Origin of the sequence: Streptomyces sp. NPDC051940 (genome assembly GCF_040680895.1) — a bacterium.
In the GTDB taxonomy this organism is placed as follows: Bacteria; Actinomycetota; Actinomycetes; order Streptomycetales; family Streptomycetaceae; genus Streptomyces.
In genome coordinates, this window is sequence record NZ_JBFAXR010000082.1 from 19,285 (window position 1) to 38,965 (window position 19,681).

General features: G+C 73.3%; 19 protein-coding genes. 9 read left to right on the forward strand and 10 right to left on the reverse strand.

The annotated features are described in order from the left end of the window. Nucleotides 1–79 precede the first annotated feature (79 nt). Genes AB0M28_RS26920 through AB0M28_RS26930 form a run of 3 tightly spaced genes read left to right on the forward strand, consistent with a single transcriptional unit; the run spans nt 80 to nt 3,331 of the window. Nucleotides 80–1,471, forward strand: a complete 1,392-nt coding sequence (locus AB0M28_RS26920; RefSeq protein ID WP_365410160.1) for a glycosyltransferase family 4 protein — start codon at nt 80–82, stop codon at nt 1,469–1,471. 40 nt (nt 1,472–1,511) lie between these two features. Continuing rightward, complete coding sequence (locus AB0M28_RS26925; RefSeq protein ID WP_365410163.1) at nt 1,512–2,261, forward strand: class I SAM-dependent methyltransferase; 750 nt, start codon at nt 1,512–1,514, stop codon at nt 2,259–2,261. Next, the gene (locus AB0M28_RS26930) at nt 2,258–3,331 is read left to right on the forward strand and encodes a prenyltransferase (RefSeq protein ID WP_365410166.1); all 1,074 of its coding nucleotides are present in this window, start codon (nt 2,258–2,260) and stop codon (nt 3,329–3,331) included. Before AB0M28_RS26925 ends, AB0M28_RS26930 begins: the two co-directional genes overlap by 4 nt. A 12-nt stretch (nt 3,332–3,343) precedes the next feature. Here the strand turns inward: AB0M28_RS26930 and AB0M28_RS26935 are convergent, their stop codons facing one another. Next, on the reverse strand, nt 3,344–3,634 hold the full coding sequence (locus AB0M28_RS26935) for a hypothetical protein (protein WP_365410169.1): 291 nt from the start codon (nt 3,632–3,634) through the stop codon (nt 3,344–3,346). A gap of 162 nt (nt 3,635–3,796) precedes the next feature. Between AB0M28_RS26935 and AB0M28_RS26940 the strand changes: the two genes are divergently transcribed. Both AB0M28_RS26940 and AB0M28_RS26945 read left to right on the forward strand, forming a co-directional pair. Next, nucleotides 3,797–4,390 (forward strand): hypothetical protein, encoded by a 594-nt coding sequence (locus AB0M28_RS26940; RefSeq protein ID WP_365410172.1) that lies wholly within the window; start codon nt 3,797–3,799, stop codon nt 4,388–4,390. Between the two features lie 43 nt (nt 4,391–4,433). Further along, the gene (locus AB0M28_RS26945; protein ID WP_365410175.1) at nt 4,434–5,228 is read left to right on the forward strand and encodes a maleylpyruvate isomerase family mycothiol-dependent enzyme; all 795 of its coding nucleotides are present in this window, start codon (nt 4,434–4,436) and stop codon (nt 5,226–5,228) included. A gap of 333 nt (nt 5,229–5,561) precedes the next feature. On the opposite strand, the gene AB0M28_RS26950 is transcribed toward AB0M28_RS26945, so the two are convergent. The 4 genes from AB0M28_RS26950 to AB0M28_RS26965 all read right to left on the reverse strand — a co-directional run bounded on the left by AB0M28_RS26950 (nt 5,562) and on the right by AB0M28_RS26965 (nt 9,207). After that, entirely contained in the window at nt 5,562–6,572 is a 1,011-nt protein-coding gene (locus tag AB0M28_RS26950; protein ID WP_365410178.1) for an LLM class F420-dependent oxidoreductase, read from the reverse strand. Between the two features lie 86 nt (nt 6,573–6,658). Next, nucleotides 6,659–7,480, reverse strand: a complete 822-nt coding sequence (locus tag AB0M28_RS26955; protein WP_365410181.1) for a hypothetical protein — start codon at nt 7,478–7,480, stop codon at nt 6,659–6,661. A 177-nt stretch (nt 7,481–7,657) separates the two neighbouring features. After that, the gene (locus AB0M28_RS26960; RefSeq protein WP_365410184.1) at nt 7,658–8,527 is read right to left on the reverse strand and encodes an N-acetylmuramoyl-L-alanine amidase; all 870 of its coding nucleotides are present in this window, start codon (nt 8,525–8,527) and stop codon (nt 7,658–7,660) included. Between the two features lie 23 nt (nt 8,528–8,550). Next, a complete protein-coding gene (locus tag AB0M28_RS26965) occupies nt 8,551–9,207 on the reverse strand; it encodes a class I SAM-dependent methyltransferase (protein WP_365410187.1) in 657 nt (218 codons plus the stop codon). A 102-nt stretch (nt 9,208–9,309) separates the two neighbouring features. Here AB0M28_RS26965 and AB0M28_RS26970 point away from each other — a divergent pair, with 102 nt between their 5' ends. Then, nucleotides 9,310–10,773 carry an MFS transporter gene (locus tag AB0M28_RS26970; RefSeq protein WP_365410189.1) on the forward strand — a complete coding sequence of 488 codons (1,464 nt, stop codon included), beginning with the start codon at nt 9,310–9,312 and terminating at the stop codon, nt 10,771–10,773. Here AB0M28_RS26970 and AB0M28_RS26975 read toward each other — a convergent pair. The 5 genes from AB0M28_RS26975 to AB0M28_RS26995 all read right to left on the reverse strand — a co-directional run bounded on the left by AB0M28_RS26975 (nt 10,760) and on the right by AB0M28_RS26995 (nt 16,009). Further along, nucleotides 10,760–11,980 (reverse strand): CapA family protein, encoded by a 1,221-nt coding sequence (locus AB0M28_RS26975; protein WP_365410192.1) that lies wholly within the window; start codon nt 11,978–11,980, stop codon nt 10,760–10,762. The genes AB0M28_RS26970 and AB0M28_RS26975 overlap by 14 nt on opposite strands. Nucleotides 11,981–12,467: 487 nt before the next feature. Beyond that, nucleotides 12,468–13,100, reverse strand: a complete 633-nt coding sequence (locus AB0M28_RS26980; RefSeq protein WP_365410195.1) for a response regulator transcription factor — start codon at nt 13,098–13,100, stop codon at nt 12,468–12,470. Then, complete coding sequence (locus AB0M28_RS26985) at nt 13,097–14,296, reverse strand: sensor histidine kinase (protein WP_365410198.1); 1,200 nt, start codon at nt 14,294–14,296, stop codon at nt 13,097–13,099. The genes AB0M28_RS26980 and AB0M28_RS26985 overlap by 4 nt, the downstream gene beginning before the upstream one ends. A 70-nt stretch (nt 14,297–14,366) precedes the next feature. Further along, on the reverse strand, nt 14,367–15,101 hold the full coding sequence (locus tag AB0M28_RS26990) for an ABC transporter permease (protein WP_365410201.1): 735 nt from the start codon (nt 15,099–15,101) through the stop codon (nt 14,367–14,369). After that, nucleotides 15,101–16,009 (reverse strand): ABC transporter ATP-binding protein, encoded by a 909-nt coding sequence (locus tag AB0M28_RS26995; RefSeq protein ID WP_365410204.1) that lies wholly within the window; start codon nt 16,007–16,009, stop codon nt 15,101–15,103. Before AB0M28_RS26995 ends, AB0M28_RS26990 begins: the two co-directional genes overlap by 1 nt. Before the next feature lie 411 nt (nt 16,010–16,420). On the opposite strand from AB0M28_RS26995, the gene AB0M28_RS27000 reads away from it, so the two are divergent. From AB0M28_RS27000 to AB0M28_RS27010, 3 genes are all read left to right on the forward strand, one after another. After that, entirely contained in the window at nt 16,421–17,281 is an 861-nt protein-coding gene (locus AB0M28_RS27000) for a MaoC/PaaZ C-terminal domain-containing protein (protein ID WP_365410207.1), read from the forward strand. Nucleotides 17,282–17,395: 114 nt separating this feature from the next. Beyond that, entirely contained in the window at nt 17,396–18,478 is a 1,083-nt protein-coding gene (locus AB0M28_RS27005; protein ID WP_365410209.1) for a Zn-dependent alcohol dehydrogenase, read from the forward strand. A gap of 50 nt (nt 18,479–18,528) precedes the next feature. Beyond that, on the forward strand, nt 18,529–19,467 hold the full coding sequence (locus AB0M28_RS27010; RefSeq protein WP_365410211.1) for a 3-oxoacyl-ACP reductase: 939 nt from the start codon (nt 18,529–18,531) through the stop codon (nt 19,465–19,467). Nucleotides 19,468–19,681 lie beyond the last annotated feature (214 nt).

Here is a 19,681-nt window from a genome sequence, read left to right on the forward strand (position 1 = left end):
ATCGACCTGTCTGAAACTTGTTCTAGATTAGCGTGAGCGGTTACGCTCCGGCAGAACTGCAGTGAGAAGGGGGCCAGGCGTGACCGCTGAGGTGCCGCTGCGTATCGCTCTGCTGAGTTACAAGGGCAACCCCTTCTGCGGTGGCCAGGGCGTGTACGTACGCCACCTCTCCCGCGAACTCGGCCGGCTCGGCCACCGGGTCGAGGTCATCGGCGCCCAGCCCTACCCCGTACTGGACGAGGCCCCCGGCGTCACCCTCACCGAGCTGCCCAGCCTCGACCTGTACCGCCAGCCCGACCCCTTTCGTACGCCCAGTCGCGAGGAGATCCGCGACTGGGTGGACGCGCTGGAGGTCGGCACCATGTGGACCGGCGGGTTCCCCGAGCCGCTGACCTTCAGCCTGCGCGCGCGGCGGCTTCTCGCCGCCCGGCGCGGCGACTTCGACGTCGTCCACGACAACCAGACCCTCGGTTACGGCCTCCTCGGCGGCCCGCGCGCGATCGGCGCCCCGCTGGTCACCACCGTCCACCACCCGATCACCGTCGACCGCCGGCTGGAGCTCGCCGCCGCGCAGGACTGGAAGCGCCGCGCCTCCGTGCGGCGTTGGTACGGCTTCACGCGGATGCAGAAGCGCGTCGCCCGCAGGCTGCCGTCCGTGATCACCGTCTCCGGGTCGTCGAGGGACGAGATCGTCACCGACCTCGGCGTCCGCCCCGAGCGCATCCACGTCGTGCCCATCGGCGCGGACGTCGGGCTCTTCTCGCCCGACCCCTCCGTGCCCGAGGTGCCGGGCCGCATCGTCACCACGTCCAGCGCCGACGTACCGCTGAAGGGCCTGGTGCACCTCGTCGAGGCGCTGGCCAAGGTGCGCACCGAGCAGCCGCACGCGCATCTGGTCGTCGTCGGCAAGCGCGCCGACGACGGGCCGGTCGCCGCCGCGATCGAGCGGTACGGACTGGGCGGGGCGATCCGCTTCGTCAAGGGCATCAGCGACGCCGAGCTGGTCGACCTCGTACGCGGCGCCGAGGTGGCGTGCGTGCCGTCGCTGTACGAGGGTTTCTCGCTGCCCGCCGCCGAGGCCATGGCCACCGCCACCCCGCTGGTCGCCACCACCGGCGGGGCCATCCCGGAGGTCGCCGGGCCCGACGGCGAGACCTGTCTGGCCGTGCCGCCCGGCGACGCGGGGAGCCTGGCCGTGGCGCTCGGCCGGCTGCTGCAGGACGCGGAGCTGCGCCGCCGGCTCGGCGCGGCCGGCCGGGCCCGGGTGCTGGAGCGCTTCACCTGGGCCGCCGCGGCGCAGGGCACCGCGGAGCGGTACCGCGCGGCGATCGAGGCCGCCCGCGGCGGGACGCCCCGGCCGGCGGCCGGCCCGCCCCGTACGACGGCCCGGCCGCCACACGCCGCCGCGGCCCGCGCCGCCGCGCCCGGCGGGGGAGCCGCCCGCACCGCCGCCCGGGCCGACACCCCGTGACCCGCCACCGCCACCGCCCTCGCCCTCCGCAGGAGTCACCGTGCTGACCGTCGACTTCACCCGCTTCCCGCTCGCCCCCGGCGACCGCGTGCTGGATCTCGGCTGCGGCGCCGGGCGGCACGCCTTCGAGTGCTACCGACGCGGCGCCCGCGTCGTCGCCCTGGACCGCAACGGCGAGGAGATCCGCGAGGTCGCCCGGTGGTTCGCCGCGATGAAGGAGGCCGGGGAGGCGCCCGAGGGCGCGTCGGCGGTCGCGATGGAGGGCGACGCGCTCGCGCTGCCGTTCCCCGACGCCAGCTTCGACGTCGTGATCATCTCCGAGGTCATGGAGCACATCCCCGACGACAAGGGCGTACTCGCCGAGATGGTGCGGGTGCTGAAGCCCGGCGGCCGGATCGCCGTCACCGTGCCCCGCTACGGGCCGGAGAAGGTGTGCTGGACGCTCTCCGACGCGTACCACGAGGTCGAGGGCGGCCATATCCGCATCTACAAGGCCGACGAACTGCTGGGCAAGATGCGCGAGGCCGGCCTCAGGCCGTACGGCACCCACCACGCGCACGGACTGCACTCGCCTTACTGGTGGATCAAATGCGCGGTCGGCGTCGACAACGACAAGGCGCTGCCGGTGCGGGCGTACCACAAGCTGCTGGTCTGGGACATCATGAAGAAGCCGGTCGCCACCCGGGCGGCCGAGCGCGTCCTGAACCCCCTCATCGGCAAGAGCTTCGTCGCGTACGCCACCAAGCCCCATCTGCCGCGACTGGCCGAGGCAGAGGCGGCCCGCGCGTGACGAGTCCGGGGCGTACCGAACGGCTCGTCCTGCCCGGCGTCCTCACCGCGGCCCAGGCCGCCGCCACGGTGGCGGGCATAGCCGCCGTGCAGCGCGAGGACGGGGCCATCCCGTGGTTCCGCGGCCACCACCTCGACCCGTGGGACCACACCGAGGCCGCCATGGCCCTCGACGCCGCCGGGGAGCACGAGCGGGCCGAGCGGGCGTACGACTGGCTGCGCCGCCACCAGCTGCCCGACGGCTCCTGGTACGCCGCCTACGCCGACGGCGACGCGGACCGGCCCACCGACCGGGGCCGCGAGACGAACTTCATCGCCTATCCGGCCGTCGGCGTCTGGCACCACTATCTGTCCACGGGCGACGAGACGTTCGTCGAGCGCATGTGGCCGATGGTGCGCGCCGCGACGGGCTTCGTGCTGGACCTGCAGCAGCCCGGCGGGCAGATCGGCTGGAAGCGCGAGGACGACGGCACACCGGTCACCGACGCGCTGCTCACCGGCTCCTCCTCCGTCCACCAGGCGCTGCGCTGCGCGCTGGCCGCCGCCGAGGTGGTCGGCGAGACGCAGCCCGACTGGGAGCTGGCCGTCGGCCAGCTGCGGCACGCGGTACGCCGCCACCCGGACTGCTTCCTGGACAAGGACCGCTACTCGATGGACTGGTACTACCCGGTCCTCGGCGGCGCCCTCACCGGCCCCGACGCCAAGGCGCGCATCGAGGGGGACTGGGACCGCTTCGTCGTCCCCGGCCTCGGCGTGCGCTGCGTCTCCGACCGGCCCTGGGTGACGGGCGGCGAGAGCGCCGAACTGGCGCTGGCGCTGTGGGTGATGGGCGAGTCGGACCGCGCGGTGGAGATCCTGCGCTGGATCCGCCATCTGCGCGCGGACGACCACGGCGGGATGTACTGGACCGGGTACGTCTACGAGGACGACGCCGTCTGGCCCGTGGAGCTGACGTCGTGGACCGCCGGCTCCCTGCTGCTGGCCGTGGCCGCACTCGGGGGGGACGAGGCGACCACGGCGGTCTTCGGCGGCGAACGGCTCCCACGGGGCCTGGAGCCGGACTGCTGCTAGGTTGCGTTTGCGTCAGCCCAGGTGCCTCACCGAGCGTGCCAGGGCGTGTCCGAGGAACAGGTAGACCAGGGCCGCGATGCCGTAGTTCAGCAGGACGCGCCACCAGTCGGGGCTGACGGTGAACATGTCCCGGGACCAGCCCGCCAGCCAGTTCGCCGCGTCCCGGACGAAGTCGACGAAGTCGTTCGCCCGGTTGGCGTCCAGGACGTACATCATGATCCACAGGCCGATGATGAGCGCCGCGATGTCGGCGATGACGGCGATGGCCGTCGACGCGGGATTTCCTCCATAACGTATCGCCATATGGGGCGGGTTACCGGAAATCGGCTGGCCAAACGCGGTTGCGGCGAGCGAGGTGGCGCGGCGGGCGCGGGCTGTCACGCGGACGGCCGCCGCCCGGTGGCGGGACCCCGGGGGCCGGGCGATCCTGCGGGAGGAGATCCGCCTACGACCAGGAGGAACGCCGTGTCCGTCTGCTCCATACCCGGCCGAATACGCCGCGCGTCCGTCGTCCTGCTGCTGAGCTGCGGCCTCGTCCTGGGCGTCGGCGCCTGCGGAGACAGCGGGGGGCGCAGCGAGGGATCCGGCACCTCGGCCGAGCTCGCCGCGGACCCGTCCGCTTCGGTCTCCGCGTCGGCGACGGCGAAGCGGGAGAAGTACAACCGGGCGAAGTTCGCCGCGAACGTGGGGCTGGCGGCGGGGGCCACCTACCAGTGGATCATCAAGCCGTACCGGGCGGGGAAGTTCAAGAAGGGCGCCGACGGCCGCACCTTCACCCTCGTCAAGGCCGGCGCGGCGGGGGCCTTCGCGTACAACCGGCTCAAGGCCGCGCAGAAGAACGCCAAGGGCGACCCCGTGCTCACCAAGGCGCTCGCGCCGATCACCGCCGGCGTCGAGTCGCTGCGGAACATGGGCACGAGGCTCCGCAACGGTTCCGTGGACGACTCCGGGATCAACGGCGTCGAGGACCTCATCAACAACTTCCGCGACGCCGGGAAGGAGGCCGGGGTCGACGTACAGCCCCGGGTGCCCTCCACCAGCCAGCTCAACGGAGGATAAAAACTCCTGGTCAGGGCAATGGCCCGGCGCATAGGGTGCGGACATGCCACAACTGGACCACGAGCGCTGCTGCGCCGAGATCATCGAACAGACCAGGCTGCTGCGGGAGACCCTCGACGGAGCCGATCTGTCCGTACGCGTACCCACCTGCCCCGACTGGACCCTGCGGGAGCTGGCGGTCCACGTCGGTGGCGCGCACCGGTGGGCCGCGGAGACCGTGAAGCGGCGCTCGCAGACCGAGATCCCCGACGAGGACGTGCCCGGCTTCTACGGGCCCGAGGCGGCGGACGGTCTCGACGCCTGGCTCGCTGAGGGCGCGGAGCTGCTGGCGACGGCGCTGCGCGAGGCCGGGCCGTCGGCCGAGGTGTGGACGTGGGCGGCGGAGAAGCGGTCCGGTTTCTGGGCCCGCCGGATGACGCACGAGACGGTGGTCCACCGGGCCGACGCGGCGGGTGCGGCGTCCGCCGCGTACACGGTTGCGCCGGACGTGGCTGCGGACACCGTCGACGAGTGGCTGGAGATCCTCGGCCACTTCGGGGCCGACGACCGCGACCCCACGTGGACCGCGCTGCGCTCGAAGTACGCCGGGTCGAGCCTGCATCTGCACGCCACGGACGCCCCCGGCGCCGAGTGGCTGATCGAGGTGGGCGAGGACGGCTTCACCTGGACCCGCACCCACGCCAAGGCCACCGTCGCCCTGCGCGGCCCGCTGGCGGACGTCCTGCGCGTCTTCTACCGCCGCCTGCCGACGGACGCCCCCGAGGTCGAGGTCCTGGGCGAGCAGGCGCTGCTCGGCGCATGGCTGGCGTGGGCGTCCTGGGGCGGCGGCGACGACTGAGCGCGCACCCACGCTGTCCCGCGGGTTCCGGGGGCCTGGGCCCCCGGGTGTCCCGCTTACATGTCGGGGGTCGCGGAGTCCGGGGGTCGAGGCCCCCGGGCTTCCCGCTCACGCGTCCGCGGGGTCCGGGGCGCAGCCCCTGGCGTCCCGGTCGCGCAACCGGGGCCCAGCCGTCAGGAGTCCCGCTGACGCAACCGCCGTGACTCCCGCGGAGTTCGGGGCGCAGCCTCGATTCCGGCTCTGCAGCCGGGCGCCTGCTTACACAGTCACCCCTCTCCCAGGGGCCCGGGGCGAAGCCCCCGGAACGAAGCCCGGGGATCCCCCGGCAGCGCGCTACGCCTCCGCCAGGACGCGTAGCGTCTGCGGGTCCTGTGTCGTGACCAGGAGGTCCGTCACCGGGCCCGCGCGCCACAACTCCAGCCGTTCGGCGATCCGTTCCTTCGGGCCGACCAGGGAGATCTCGTCCGCGAACTCGTCGGGGACGGCCCGTACCGCCTCCTCCCGCCGCCCCTCGGCGAAGAGCCGCTGGATGTCGCGCACCGCGGGCTCGAAGCCCATCCGCGCCATCAGATCCGCGTGGAAGTTGCGCGTCGCGTGGCCCATGCCCCCGATGTAGAAGCCGAGCATCGCCTTGACCGGCAGCAGCCCCTCCGCCGGATCGTCGCAGACCTGGGCGCGGACCAGCGGCGCGATCACGAAGCCGGGCGGGGCGGCGGAGAGGTCCGCGGCGTAGACGTCCGTGCGGTACGGCGACCAGTACAGCGGCAGCCAGCCGTCGGCGATACGCGTCGTCTGCGCGACGTTCTTCGGCCCCTCGGCGCCCAGCAGGATGGGCAACCCCGCGCGCAGGGGGTGTGTGATCGGCTTGAGCGGTTTGCCGAGGCCCGTGCCGTCCGCGCCCCGGTACGGGTGGGTGTGGAAGCGGCCGTCCAGCTCCACGGGCGCCTCGCGGCGCAGCACCTGGCGGATGACGTCCACGTACTCGCGGGTGGCGGTGAGGGGGCTCTTCGGGAACGGCCGCCCGTACCAGCCCTCGACGACCTGCGGCCCGGACAGCCCCAGGCCCAGCATCATCCGCCCGCCGGAGAGGTGGTCGAGCGTGAGCGCGTGCATCGCGGTGGCGGTGGGGGTACGGGCCGCCATCTGTGCGATCGCGGTCCCGAGGCGTATCCGCCGGGTGTGCGCGGCGATCCAGGTGAGCGTCGTGAACGCGTCCGAGCCCCAGGCCTCGGACGTCCACACGGAGTCGTAACCGAGGTCCTCCGCCTGCCGGGCGAGGTCGAGGTGGTGGGGGTTGGGGGAGCGGGTCCAGTAGCCGAGGGCGAGTCCCAGACGGAGTGACATGTCTGACGGTGTATCAGATCCGGGGTGCGTTGGGAATGCGACGGCCCTCCACCCCTAGGGGGTGGAGGGCAGGCAGGGTACGTGCCTCAGCCGCGCTGTATCCCGCTGGTGTCCTGCAGCAGACCGCGACGGCCGTCCTGGGTCTGGGCGATCAGCCCGTTGCCCCGCTGCTCCACCGCGAGGTACCACACGCCGGGCGCGAGGTCGGCGATACGCGAGGGCGAACCGTCCTCGGCGTACAGCGGCCGCTGCTGCGGCACCGCGAACCAGAACGGGGCGAACGCCCCGCCGCCCGTACCGGGCCGGTCCTGCTGCCCCGGCAGCGGCGCGGCCGGCCCCGGCTGGGGCTGCGGCTGCGGCTGCGACTGGCCGTACGACGGCTGCTGCGGCTGACCGCCGTAGGGCGGCGGCTGCTGGCCCGGGTAGCCGTAACCCGGCTGCGGCTGACCGCCGTACGGCTGCGGCTGCTGCGGACGCGGCGCGGACATGAGCGGGGCCTTCAGGCCCGCGGCGGTGTTGCCGAGGACGGCGCCCGCGCCCAGCACCAGCGCGCCCAGCAGCATCACATAGGCGCCGGCACCCAGGTCGACGCGGTCGTTGGCGCCCGAGTCGGTGGGGTCCCAGAACAGCTGCGAGGCCATGGACCACAGCGCGGACCAGGTGGCGAGGACGGCGAACGCCGTTCCCCAGTGCGGCAGCTCGATGCCCAGCACCTTGCGGGAGCCGGCCGCGGTGCGCCCCGTCAGGAACAGCGCCGCCGCCGCGACACCGGCGAGGGTGACCGAGGGCAGGATGGGGAAGAGCGCCGGGCTCCAGGAGCTCACGGAGCAGTGCTCCGAGCACTCCCCGTCGGCCTTGAAGAACGGCAGGAACGACGCGATGAGCAGCAGGAGCGCTCCTCCGATCACTACGCCGTCGCCCCGAGTTAGTGAGCGGATGTTCACGAGATGTCCTTTGCAGGTCGTGTGGTTGATGCTGATCGCGTGCCGGATGCCATCCCCGCACGCGTCGCGCCGCGCAGGCGGTCCATCGTACGGGCCTCGACTGTCACCGCGGTCACCCCTCCCCCGTATGTCCCCCCGGCCCTACCCCGCGAGATAGGCCGTGATGCCGTCTACGATTCCGTGCGCCGCCCGCTGCCGCCAGTCACGGTCCGACAGTTGCGCGGCGTCCCTACCGTCGCGCATATTGCCGCATTCGATGAACACTTTGGGCACGGTCGACAGATTCAGACCGCCCAGATCTCCCCGTACGGTGAAACCCGAGCCGTCGCCCGTGTAGTTGGAGAGCGCGCTGCCGGTGCGCTTCGCGAACGCCTTCCGCACCGCGAGACCCAGCTCCCGCGACGGGGCGACGATCGCCCGGGTGTCCGCGGCGCCCGCGTCCACCGCCTTGGGCAGGATCACGTGGAAGCCGCGCTGCCCCGCGCCCGCGCCGTCGGCGTGGATGGAGACGACCGCGTCGGCGTGGGCCTTGTTGCCGATGGCCGCACGTTCGTCGATGCACGGGCCCCAGGCCCGCTCGCCGTCCTGGGTGAGCTTCACCGTGGCGCCCTGCGCGCGCAGCAGGGTACGGGCGCGGCGGGCGACGTCCAGGGTGAAGGCCGCCTCCGGATAGCCGTCGTTGGTGGCCGTGCCGGTGGTGTCGCACTCCTTCGTCGTGGTGCCGATGTCCACCTTGCGGTTGATTTCGGCGGAGTGCAGGCGGTTGTTGGGATTGTGTCCCGGGTCGAGGACGATGACCATGCCGGTCAGCGGCTTCTTGTCGATCTGCGGCTTCTTCGCGTCCGTCGTGGCCTTGGGGCTCGGCGTCCTCGCCGGGGCCGTGGTGCGCGACGCGGTCGGCGAGGCGTCCTGCTCGTCGGCGGCGCCCTGCGTCAGACAGCCCGCGAGGAGCGCCGACAGGGCAGGAGCCAGCACGTACCAGGCGCGGGTGCGGCTCTTCTGCGACGACACGAGTGCGATCGTAGTCCCGCCCGTCAGACCGCCGCCGGGTTACGGCGGCGCAGCACGCGCAGCGAGCGCGTGACCGAGACCTCGTCGTACTCCCCGGACTCCAGCGCGCGGACGTACACGCGGTACGGGGCCTGGCCGCCGTCCGCCGGGTCGGGGAAGACGTCGTGGATGGCCAGCAGGCCGTCCACCGCCAGATGCGGGGCCCAGCCCTCGTAGTCGGCGGTCGCGTGCTCGTCGGTGTGGCCGCCGTCGACGAACACCAGGCCCAGCGGCGCGCCCCAGAGCTTCGCGGCCTGCGGCGAACGGCCCACCAGGGCCAGCACATGGTCCTCCAGACCCGCCCGGTGCAGGGTGCGGCGGAAGGAGGGGAGCGTGTCCATCAGGCCCAGCTCCGCATCGACGACCGCGGGGTCGTGGTACTCCCAGCCGGGCTGCTGCTCCTCGCTGCCCCGGTGGTGGTCGACGGTGACCGCCGTCACACCGGCGGCGCGGGCCGCGTCGGCGAGCAGGATCGTGGAGCGGCCGCAGTACGTGCCGACCTCCAGCAGGGGCAGGCCCAGCCGGGCCGCCCGCGTCGCGGCCTCGTACAGGGCCAGGCCCTCGTCGGCGGGCATGAAGCCCTTCGCCGCCTCGAAAGCGGAGAGGACCTCGGGCTTCGGGGTGAGTGGCGTCACGGACATGCCGGTCACCCTAGGGGGCCCGCGGACCTACGTCCAAAGCCGGAGCGGGCTGCTGCGATATCCCGATGCGCCGGACGGGCGGGCGTTGGTTGGATGGCGGCCATGGTCGAATCGACGCCCGCCGTGGACCGGGCCGCCGTATCGCGCGGCAGGACCGCCCCTCCGCTGTGGGCGGTGGCGTTCGTCGCGTGCGCCGGCCAGTTCCTGATCATCCTCGACGTGTCCGTGATGAACGTCGCACTGCCGCCCGTCCGCGCCGACCTCGGGATGTCCGCCTCGGCGCTGCAGTGGGTGGTCAACGCGTACAGCATCACCTTCGCCGGGCTGCAGCTGCTCGGCGGGCGGGCGGGTGATCTGTTCGGCCGTAAACGGGTGTTCCTGTTCGGGCTCGCCGTCTTCACCCTCGCGAGCCTGGGCGGAGGGCTGGCGCAGGAGCCGTGGCAGCTGGTCGTGGCGCGGGCGGCGCAGGGGTTCGGTGCGGCCGTGCTGTCGCCCTCGACCCTCACGCTGGTGACCTCCGCCGTGCCCGAGGGGCCGGCCCGGTCGCGGGCGATCGGCACCTGGGTCGCGGTGGGCGCGGGCGGCGGCGCGTCCGGCGGGCTGATCGGCGGCGTGCTCACCGACGCGCTGTCGTGGCGGTGGGTGCTCCTCGTCAACGTGCCCATCGGGGCGCTGGTGTTCCTCGCCGGCCTCCACTGGCTGGCCGAGAGCCGCGGCGTACGGCGGCGGCTGGACGTACCGGGCGCGGCGCTGGTGACGGGCGGGCTCGCGGCGCTCGCGTACGGCATCGTGCAGACGGAGCGCGCGGGCTGGGGCGCGTGGCAGGCGCTGGCGCCGATGTCCGGCGGGCTCGGACTGCTGGCGCTCTTCGCGTACGTCGAGTCGCGGGCGGCGGCGCCGCTGGTGCCGCTGGGGCTGTTCCGCATCCGGGCGATCGCCGGGGCGAACACGGCGATGTTCGCCGTCGGAGCGGCGATGTTCGGCTCCTGGTACTTCCTCACCCTCCAGATGCAGAACGTGCTCGGCTACACGCCCGTCGAGGCCGGGCTGGCCTTCCTGCCGCTGTCGCTGGTCATCGTGGTGGCGTCGAAGCTCGGGCCGCGGCTGATGGCCGTGCTCGGGACGAGGCGCACCGCGCTCGCCGGGTGCGCGGTGTCGCTGGCGGGGTACGTCTGGCAGAGCGTCGCCCTGACGCCGGACGGCGGTTACGCCGTCCATCTGCTCGGGCCCGGACTGCTGATGATGTTCGGCGCCGGGGTGCTGACCACGCCGCTCGTCAACGCCGCCACCTCCGGCGTCCCGGCGGGCGACGCCGGGGTGGTGTCGGGGGTCTGCAACACCTCGCGCATGATGGGCGGGTCGGTGGGGCTGGCCGTGCTGGCCACCGTGGCCGCCGCGACGACCGGGGCGCACGAGACGCCGGCCGCGCTGACGGACGGGTACGCCACCGCGTTCCGTACCAGCGCGTGGATGCTGGCGGGGACGCTCGTCCTGATGTGGCTCGTCCTGCCGCGCGACCGGCGTGCCGGTGCTGCCGACTCTGTGAGCGCTGTCAGCGCCCCATGACCAGACCGTCCTTCGCGGCGCCGCGGCTGAGCGCGATCCCGGCGATACGGTCGCGGAGTTCGGCGTAACGCGCCGGGCCGTCCCCGGCGGCGGCCGCCAGACTGACCACGCGCGGGCTGCCCGCGACCTCGTGGTCCATCAGCTGCGGCAGGAACTCCGCCTTCGTCACCGGCCAGCGCTGCCCGGGGCGTGCGGGCGGGGCGAAGGTGAAGCGGGCGATGGTGCCCCAGTTGCCGCGCGGGTCGTGCTCGTTGTCGTGGTTGATCATGCGGCCGGCGATCTGGTCGCCCATGCCGTACACCACCCAGGTGCCGTTGACCTTCTCGTACGGCTGCGGGACGTGGGCGTGCGTGCCGAGGATCAGGTCGATGTCGGGGCGGCCGTTCGTCCGCGAGGCGGTGAGCTGCTTCGCCACGCGCAGCTGCATGGCGTCGGGGGCCTCCTCCCACTCGGAGCCCCAGTGCAGGCTGATCACGACCACGTCGGCGCCGTCGCGGCGGGCCTTGCGGGCGTCGGCGATGATCTGCTGCGGCCTGATGAGGTTGACCGCCCAGGGGCGGCCCTCGGGGATGGGGTAGCCGTTGGTGCCGTAGGTGTACGCGAGCTGGGCGACGGTGGCGTTCCCGGCGCGCAGCACGGCGGGCTTGCGGCCCTCGGCGGCGGTGCGGGCGGAGCCGGTGTGCTTCAGGCCCGCCTTGTCCATCGCGTCGAGGGTCCAGCGGATGCCGTCGGTGCCGGCGTCGAGGGTGTGGTTGGAGGCCGTGGAGCAGGAGTCGTAGCCGGTGGCGGCGACGCCCCGGGCGACCTGCGGCGGGGACTTGAAGGAGGGGTAGCCGGTGTAGGGGCCGTCGGGGCCGCCGTAGACCGTCTCCATATGGCAGATGGCGATGTCCGCCCGCTCGACGACGCTCTTGACGCCGGAGAGCATCTGCCCGAACTCGTAGCCGTCGCCGCCCGCGTCCGCCTGGGCCTGCTCGATGATCGAGCCGTGCGGGAGGATGTCGCCGGTGCCCAGCAGCGTGAAGCCCTTCTTGACGGGGGCGGCCGGCTTGTCGGCCCGCGTATCCGCCCGCTGGGCGGCGGCTTTCGCGGCGTCCTTCGCCGGCGGGGTCTGCGGCGCGGAGCAGGCGGTGGCCGCGGCGGCGAGAATCAGGGCGGCGCCGGTCAGGAGCAGACGGGGCTGGGATGCGGTGTGCTTGGCGTACATACCGACAATTCACAACAAGCGGAAAATATGACCAAGTGACTGGGCCGAGGGGGTCGCCCGTTCAGCGGTCGGCGCGGTGGGGGACCCCGGGGCGGCGGTCGGGAAGCGGGGACCGTCGCGCGGCCGGGGGAGCCGACGGACGGGGCGCAGGGCCGGGGTCCGGGGGCATGACGGGGCGGGGCAGGCCCGGCCCATCGGCGCGTGGGGCACCCCTCTCAGCCCGTCCGGCGTTTGAGGACTGAGGCGCGCAGCGCCGAATCGCGCCGCAGGCGCCAGCGCTACCGGACGTTTCCGGCGTGACCGGATCACCCCCTCAGCCCGTCCGGCGTTTGAGGACTGAGGCGCGCAGCGCCGAATCGCGCCGCAGGCGCCAGCGGGAGCCGGACCCTTCCGGCGTGACCGCAGCACCCCTCCAGCCCGTCCGGCGTTTGAGGACTGAGGCGCGCAGCGTCGGGTGCGGGGCCCGGGGCGGGCCCTCGCCGCAGGGTCAGAGCCACCCGTTGCGGCGGGCCGCGCGGATCGCCTCCATACGGTTGCGGGTCTGCGTCTTGCCGATCGCCGCGGACAGATAGTTCCGCACCGTCGCCTGGGACAGATGAACCCGCGCGGCGATGTCCGCCACGGTCGCACCGTCCGCCGCAGCGGACAGCACGTCCTGCTCCCGCGGTGTCAGCGGGTTCGGGCCCGCGCTGAGCGCCGCCGCGGCCAGCTCCGGGTCGATCACCCGCTCACCGGCGAGGACCCGTCGAACGGCCGCCGCCAGCTCCTCCACGGGGTTGTCCTTGACCAGGAAACCCGCCGCTCCCGCCTCCATCGCCCGGCGCAGATAGCCCGGCCGCCCGAACGTCGTAAGGATCAGCACCTGGCAGCCGGGCACCCGCCGGCGCAGCTCGGCCGCCGCGTCCAGGCCGCTCGTACCGGGCAGTTCGATGTCCAGGACGGCCACGTCCGGCCGGAGCGCCAGCGCGGTGGGCACGATCGCCGAACCGTCCGGCACCTGCGCCACGACCTCGATGTCGTCCTCAAGTCCCAGCAGCAGGGCCAGGGCGCTGCGCATCATGCCCTGGTCCTCGGCCAGCAGCAGCCTGATCTTCGCGCCCTCGCCGGGCGTCTGCGTCATCCGGCCTCCTCGTCCGCGGGCAGTTCCGCCACCAGGCGGAAGCCGTGCCGTCCCGCCGGACCGTACTCCAGCGTGCCGCCCGCCGCGGCGATCCGCTCGGCCAGACCCTTCAGGCCGTAACCGGATGTCCCCGTCCCCGTGGGGCCGTGCCCGTCATCCACCACCTCCATCCGGACGCGCTCGGCGTCGCCCCGCACCGTGATCTCGCAGCGCGTCGCGCCGCTGTGCCGTACCACGTTGGTCACCCCCTCCCGGACCACCCAGCCGAGCAGCGCCTCCGTCTGCGGCGGCAGCGGCGGCCCGGACTGACGCACCACCGGCTCGACACCGGAGGCGGTGAGCAGGGAACGCGCGCGGTCCAACTCGCCGCTGAGGCTCACCTGCCGATAGCCGGCGACGGCCTCGCGTATCTCCGTGAGCGCCTGCCGGCCCACCGCCTCGATGTCCGCGGCCTGCGCCAGCGCCGCGTCGACGTCCCTCGGCGCGAGCCGGCGCACGGCCTCCGACTTGACCACGATCACCGACAGCGTGTGCCCCAGCAGGTCGTGCAGATCACGGGAGAAGCGCAGCCTCTCCTGCTCCACGGCCGAACGGGCCAGCTCCTCCCGGGTCTCCCGCAGCCGCTCCACCACGGTGAACAGCGAGGTGACCGCAGCCGTGACCAGCCCCGAGATCAGCGGTCCGTAGGAGTACGACATCGCCGCCCCGATGGACTCCCCGTGCACCATCGCCAGCAGCACGCTGCTTATGCACAGCGCGAAGACGAACACCCGCAGCGGGCGCCCCCGCAGCATCGTCCCCCCGGCCAGCGCGACCAGCACGAACAGCAGCAGCCAGTTCCCGCCCCAGGCCCCCGCGAGGGCACACGTCAGTACCGTCAGGGCGGCGAGCAGCCGCCGGGGCTGCGGCCCGTACCAGCCGGGCGGCTCGTCCCCGCCGGGCCCCAGCGAGGAGCGGACCGTGGCCACATAGAGCCCCGCGAACGCGACCAGCCCTAGCGTGGCGAGCCACCGGGGCGTGACATCCCCGCCCACCACATCCGAACCGGGCGCGATCAGCATCAGCAGCCACGGAATCAGCGACCGCCAGGTGGGCGGGGTCATCCGGGCCAGCTGCTCGTCCAGCGGCTCCTCCCGGAGCCGGCCCAGCTCCGGGGCGGCCCACGCCCATCGCCTGCCGTTTCGAACCGTCGTCATCTCCGCCATCATCCGCTCCGGTGGATTTCGGGCGCCCAGTGGGGGCTGCGCACGGATCCGGAAGACCCCCCTAGGCCAGGGTCTTCCCGCTCCGCTGCGCCGCGTAGGCGCGCCTCGCCCAGGCCGTGAAGGCCAGGGTCCAGACGGCCACCGCCAGGAACGCGCCCGCGCTCGGGATGCTGCCGTCCGCCACCGTCCACGACAACTCGCCGTAGGCGTGCGACGGAGTCCACTGCGAGATGTCCGCCAGCCAGGAGGGGAAGTTGGACTCGGGTATCCACAGGCCGCCCACCACGGCCAGCAGGACGTTGCAGGCGAGGTTGGCGACGTTGGCGGTGTTGCCGGAGAAGCGGAAGCCGTTGCCCAGACCCAGCAGGGCGAAGGGCGCCGTGCCCAGCCAGAGGAAGGCGGCGACGGCCGCCCACTGGCCCGCGCTCAGCGACACGTCGTTGACCAGCCGGCCCGCCAGCAGCACCCCGGTGATCGCGGGCAGCACCACCAGCAGGCCCGTCACCAGCCGGCCGGCGATCGTCGAGCCTGTGCTGAGCGGTGTGATGCGGAGCTGGCGCAGCCAGCCCAGGGCCCGGTCCTCCGCGACCGTCGAGCCGTTGCTGAGGGCCGCGCCCATGCCGCCGTAGGCCGCCATGCCGATCATCAGGCCCGTCTGGACGTCTGCCTTGTCGCCGCCGTCCACTCCGACGTTGGAGAAGAGGATGTAGAGGAGGACGGGCATGCCGACGGTGAAGGCGACGTAGTGGCCCTCGCGCAGCGTGCGGCGTATCTCCAGCCGCAGATAGTCCAGCATCAGACCGTCGTCCCTTCATGGGTCAGCGTGACGAAGGCGTCCTCCAGGCTGGCGGGCGCCACTTCGAGGTTGCGGATGAGCCCCTGGCCGGCCAGGGCCAGCACCGTGGCGTCCGAGTCCGAGCTGCGGAGCAGGGCGCGGTCGCCGCGTATCTCCAGGGAGGACACGCCGGGCAGGCGGCTCAGGCTCTCGGTGGGCGCGCCCGCCAGATCGAAGGCGACGAGCGATCCGCCCACCGTGCGCTTGATGTCCTCGGCGGTGCCGTCGGCGGCCTTGCGGCCGCGGTCGATCACCACGATCCGGTCGGCGTTCTCGTCGGCCTCCTCCAGATAGTGGGTGGAGAACAGCACCGTGTTGCCGCGCTCCGCGTATGCGCGCATCGCGCGCCAGAACGCGCGGCGTGAGTCGACGTCCAGCGCCGCCGTCGGCTCGTCCAGGACGATCAGCTCAGGCTCCCCCGCCATGGCGAGCGCGAAGCGCACCCGCTGGGCCTGGCCGCCGGAGAGCCTGTCGACGCGCTCGTCGGCCAGGTCCGTCAGGCCGGCCAGCTCCAGCACCTCGGCCACGGGCAGCGGCTTCGGATAGCGGCGGCCGACGAAGGTCACGACCTCGCGCACGGTGACGCGGGTCAGCGGGCGTCCCTCCTGGAGCATCGCGCCCACGCGGCCCGCGCGGACCGCGGACGCGGGCGGCTCGCCGAACAGCTTCACCGTGCCGCCGGTGGGCTCGAGCAGGCCCAGTATGAGGCCGATGGTCGTGGACTTGCCGGCGCCGTTGCGGCCCAGCAGGGCGACGGATTCGCCGCGGTCTATCGCCAGGTCGATCCCGGCGACGGCGCGTACGGGGCCGTAGTCCTTCGCGGCTCCGGCCAGGTGTACCGCGGGTGCGGTGGTGGCTGTGTTCGTCATGTCTCCGACGCTACGGAGGGGGGCGGGGGGCGTGGCAGATGCGGATGTGGGGGGTTGGGTGGGACAAATGTCATGGGTGGCCAGTCCGCGCCTCGCACCGCCGATGCCAGTCCGGCCCGTCTCGCGCCTCAGCGGCGCCGGGGTCTGCCCGCCTCGCGCCTCAGCGGCCCCGGAACTTGCCCCGCCTCCCGTCACACCGGCGCCGAATTCCCCCCGACACACCGATCTGACGCCCCGTCAGAGGTCTTCCCATGCGCATGGCGCTGCGTTATACATGACAGCCAACGGCGGCTAGAACGTGTTCCTGTTCACGGGGCCCGGCCAGGGCCCCGGCCGCCCGTGAGCGACCCCGGTGCGCCCGACGGTGCGGACGGCCGCGCCGGGGTCTTCCAGCGCGAAGGAGAGCACCCGATGCCCATCGACGCCGCCCGGGCCACCGCCGCGGAGCCCAAGGTCAGCCGGCTTTCCTGGAACCACAAGGACGTCCAGCTCTACCACCTCGGCCTCGGCGCCGGCACCCCCGCCACCGACCCCGGGGAGCTGCGCTACACCCTGGAGAGCCGGCTGCACGTCCTGCCCAGCTTCGCCACCGTCGCCGGCGGCGGGCTCGCGGGCGACGGCGGAGGGCTCGACGTACCGGGCATCCAGGTGGACCTCGCCGCCGTACTGCACGGCGGACAGCGCATCGAGCTGCACCGCCCCATCCCGACCCGGGGCGAAGCCGCCCGCACCACCCGTATCGCCGCCGTCCACGACAAGGGCAAGGCCGCGATCCTGGTGCTGCGCTCCGAGGCTGCGGACGACGACGGACCCCTGTGGACCTCCGACTCGCAGATCTTCATCCGCGGCGAGGGCGGGTTCGGCGGCGAACGCGGCCCCTCGCAGCGCGTGCCGCAGCCGGAGCGGGAGCCGGACCGGGTCGTCGAGCGGGTGATCCGCGAGGACCAGGCGCTGCTCTACCGGCTCTCCGGCGACTGGAACCCGCTGCACGCGGACCCGGAGTTCGCGAAGCTCGCCGGCTTCGACCGGCCGATCCTGCACGGGCTGTGCTCGTACGGCATGGCGCTGAAGGCCGCCGTCGACACCGAACTCGACGGCGACGTCGCCCGGGTCCGGGCGTACGGCACACGCTTCGCCGGTGTGGTCTTCCCCGGCGAGACGCTGCGGATCCGGATGTGGCGGCTGGACGAGGGCCGGCTGCAGCTGACCGCCACGGCCGTCGAACGGGACGACGCACCGGTGCTGGCGGACACGGTGGTCGAACACAGCTGAACACGGTGGTCGAACACAGCTGAACACGGCGGTCGAAACCGGGTGACCGCACCGGCCGCGCCCCCGTACAGCGAGGGCGCGCGCCGGGACACCTGCCACACGAGGAGCCGAACCATGCGGGCAGCGATTCTGCAGGAGACCGGTCAGGACAAGCTCGAGGTGGTCGACGACCTGGAGGCGGTCGGCTTCGGCCCCGGCAAGGTGCGCGTACGGATACGCGCCACCGGCCTGTGCCACTCCGACCTCTCCGCGATGGCCGGCGTACTGCCCCAGCCCGCCCCCTTCGTGCCGGGGCACGAGGCGTCGGGCGAGGTGGCCGAGGTGGGGGAGGGGGTGACGCACGTACGCCCCGGTGACCGGGTGCTCATCTGCTGGAACCCGCCCTGCGGCGCGTGCCTGTCGTGCCGCCGCGGCCAGTCGGAGCTGTGCCTGACGGCCCTGTTCACGTCCGCGGGTGTGCCCGGCTTCCGGCGCGGGGGGATGGAGGTCTTCGGCTTCGCGGGCAACGGCACCTTCGCCGAGGAGATCGTCCTCGGCGGCGCGGCCGCCGTGAAGATCGACGACGACGTCCCGTACGACATCGCCGCCCTCATCGGCTGCGGCGTCACCACCGGCCTCGGCGCCGCCATCAACACCGCCCAGGTGGAGCCCGGTTCCTCGGTGGCCGTCATCGGCTGCGGCGGCGTCGGCATCAGCACCATCCAGGGCGCGCGGCTGTGCGGCGCCGCCCGTATCGTCGCCGTCGACCCGGTCGCCTCCCGCCGCGAGGCCGCCCTCCGCTACGGAGCGACGGAAGCCGTCGCGCCCGACGAACTGCCCGCGGCGAAGCAGCGGCTGAGCCCCGGCGGGGAGGGCTTCGACTACGTCTTCGAAGTCGTCGGCACATCGGCCACCGCCCGCACCGCCTACGACAACACCCGGCGCGGCGGAGCGGTGTGCATCGTGGGCGCGGGAGCGACGGACGATTTCCTGCAGCTCAACATGTTCGAGCTGTTCTTCGACGAGAAGCGCATCCTGCCGTCCCTCTACGGCGGGACGGACGTACTGCGCTCGTACGAGAAGTTCATCGATCTGTGGCGGTCCGGCCGGCTGGACCTGGAGAGCATGATCACCCATCGGATGCCGCTGGCGGCCGTCAACGACGCCCTCGACAGCATGCGGTCAGGAGAGGCGCTGCGCGCCTGCATCGAGTTCTGAGAGCCCCCGACCGCCACCAGACCCCCGAGGCCCAAGGAGCCGATGACCGTATGCGACCGCTGGAAGGCAAGACCGCCATCGTCACCGGAGCCGGGCGCGGCCTGGGCCGGGCCGAGGCGCTGGAACTCGGCCGGCTGGGTGCCGCCGTCGTCGTCAATGACTACGGGCAGCCCGGCCGCGACGGTTCCGGACAGGCGTCGGCGGGGCCCGCGGAGGAGGTCGCGGAGGAGATCCGGGCGACCGGCGGGCAGGCCGTCGCCCACCTCGGCGACGTCGCGGACTTCGGCGCCGCGAAGGAGCTCGTCGAGCTGGCCGTCGGGGCGTACGGCTCCCTCGACATCCTGGTGAACAACGCCGGGATCCTGCGCGACCGGATGGTCTTCTCCATGACGGAGAGCGAATGGGACTCGGTCATCCGCGTGCACCTCAAGGGCCACTTCAACACCACCCGGTTCGCCGCCGCGCACTGGCGGGAGCTGGCGAAGTCCACGGGCGCCCCCGGGTACGGCCGGATCGTCAACACCTCCTCCGAGGCGTTCCTCGCCGGCTCCGCGGGCCAGCCCAACTACGCGGCGGCCAAGGGCGGCATCGTGGGCCTGACGACGTCGACCGCCGCGGCCCTGCGCAAGTACGGCGTGACGGCGAACGCCATCTGCCCGCGGGCCCGCACCCGGATGACCGAGGACGTCTTCGCCGGCTTCCAGGAACCGGCGGACGGCAAGCTCGACGCCCTCGCCCCCGAGCACGTGGCGCCCCTGGTCGGCTATCTCGCCGGACCGGCCGCGGCGACGGTCACCGGTCAGGTCTTCGTCGTACACGGCGGCATGGTCGCCCTGCTGCGCCGGCCGCAGGTGGCGGCGAAGTTCGACACGGAGGGCGAGGCGTTCACGTACGCGGAACTGGACGGCGTACTCACGCCGTACTTCACGGAGCCCCGCGGGGACTTCGCCGCCACGGAGGTGCTGGGCCTGCGGCACGAGCGGCGGTAGCACCGGTCGCCGATGCCCGTTCGCCATCGCCGGGGTGCGGGGTCCCGCCCGGTCGCGCCGCGGGCGCTCACCCCAGCGGCGCCTCCCGCAGCGGCAGCACCGGGCGTGCGGGCTTCCTCTTCGTCAGGTCGAGCAGCCGTCTCGGGGTGTCGGGGGGCGGCGCCGGCGGGGGGGCGGGGGCGCGCCCCCGGGGGGCGGCGCCCCCGGGGCGGGC

Coding starts and splice junctions, on each gene's coding strand:
- AB0M28_RS26980 (WP_365410195.1), bottom strand. CDS start 13,100: ATGACGCAGACGCCCGGCGAGGGCGCGAAGATCAGGCTGCTGCTGGCC.
- AB0M28_RS27000 (WP_365410207.1), top strand. CDS start 16,421: ATGCCCATCGACGCCGCCCGGGCCACCGCCGCGGAGCCCAAGGTCAGC.
- AB0M28_RS26935 (WP_365410169.1), bottom strand. CDS start 3,634: ATGGCGATACGTTATGGAGGAAATCCCGCGTCGACGGCCATCGCCGTC.
- AB0M28_RS26945 (WP_365410175.1), top strand. CDS start 4,434: ATGCCACAACTGGACCACGAGCGCTGCTGCGCCGAGATCATCGAACAG.
- AB0M28_RS26975 (WP_365410192.1), bottom strand. CDS start 11,980: ATGTACGCCAAGCACACCGCATCCCAGCCCCGTCTGCTCCTGACCGGC.
- AB0M28_RS26950 (WP_365410178.1), bottom strand. CDS start 6,572: ATGTCACTCCGTCTGGGACTCGCCCTCGGCTACTGGACCCGCTCCCCC.
- AB0M28_RS26970 (WP_365410189.1), top strand. CDS start 9,310: ATGGTCGAATCGACGCCCGCCGTGGACCGGGCCGCCGTATCGCGCGGC.
- AB0M28_RS26990 (WP_365410201.1), bottom strand. CDS start 15,101: ATGCTGGACTATCTGCGGCTGGAGATACGCCGCACGCTGCGCGAGGGC.
- AB0M28_RS27010 (WP_365410211.1), top strand. CDS start 18,529: ATGCGACCGCTGGAAGGCAAGACCGCCATCGTCACCGGAGCCGGGCGC.
- AB0M28_RS26985 (WP_365410198.1), bottom strand. CDS start 14,296: ATGACGACGGTTCGAAACGGCAGGCGATGGGCGTGGGCCGCCCCGGAG.
- AB0M28_RS27005 (WP_365410209.1), top strand. CDS start 17,396: ATGCGGGCAGCGATTCTGCAGGAGACCGGTCAGGACAAGCTCGAGGTG.
- AB0M28_RS26965 (WP_365410187.1), bottom strand. CDS start 9,207: ATGTCCGTGACGCCACTCACCCCGAAGCCCGAGGTCCTCTCCGCTTTC.
- AB0M28_RS26995 (WP_365410204.1), bottom strand. CDS start 16,009: ATGACGAACACAGCCACCACCGCACCCGCGGTACACCTGGCCGGAGCC.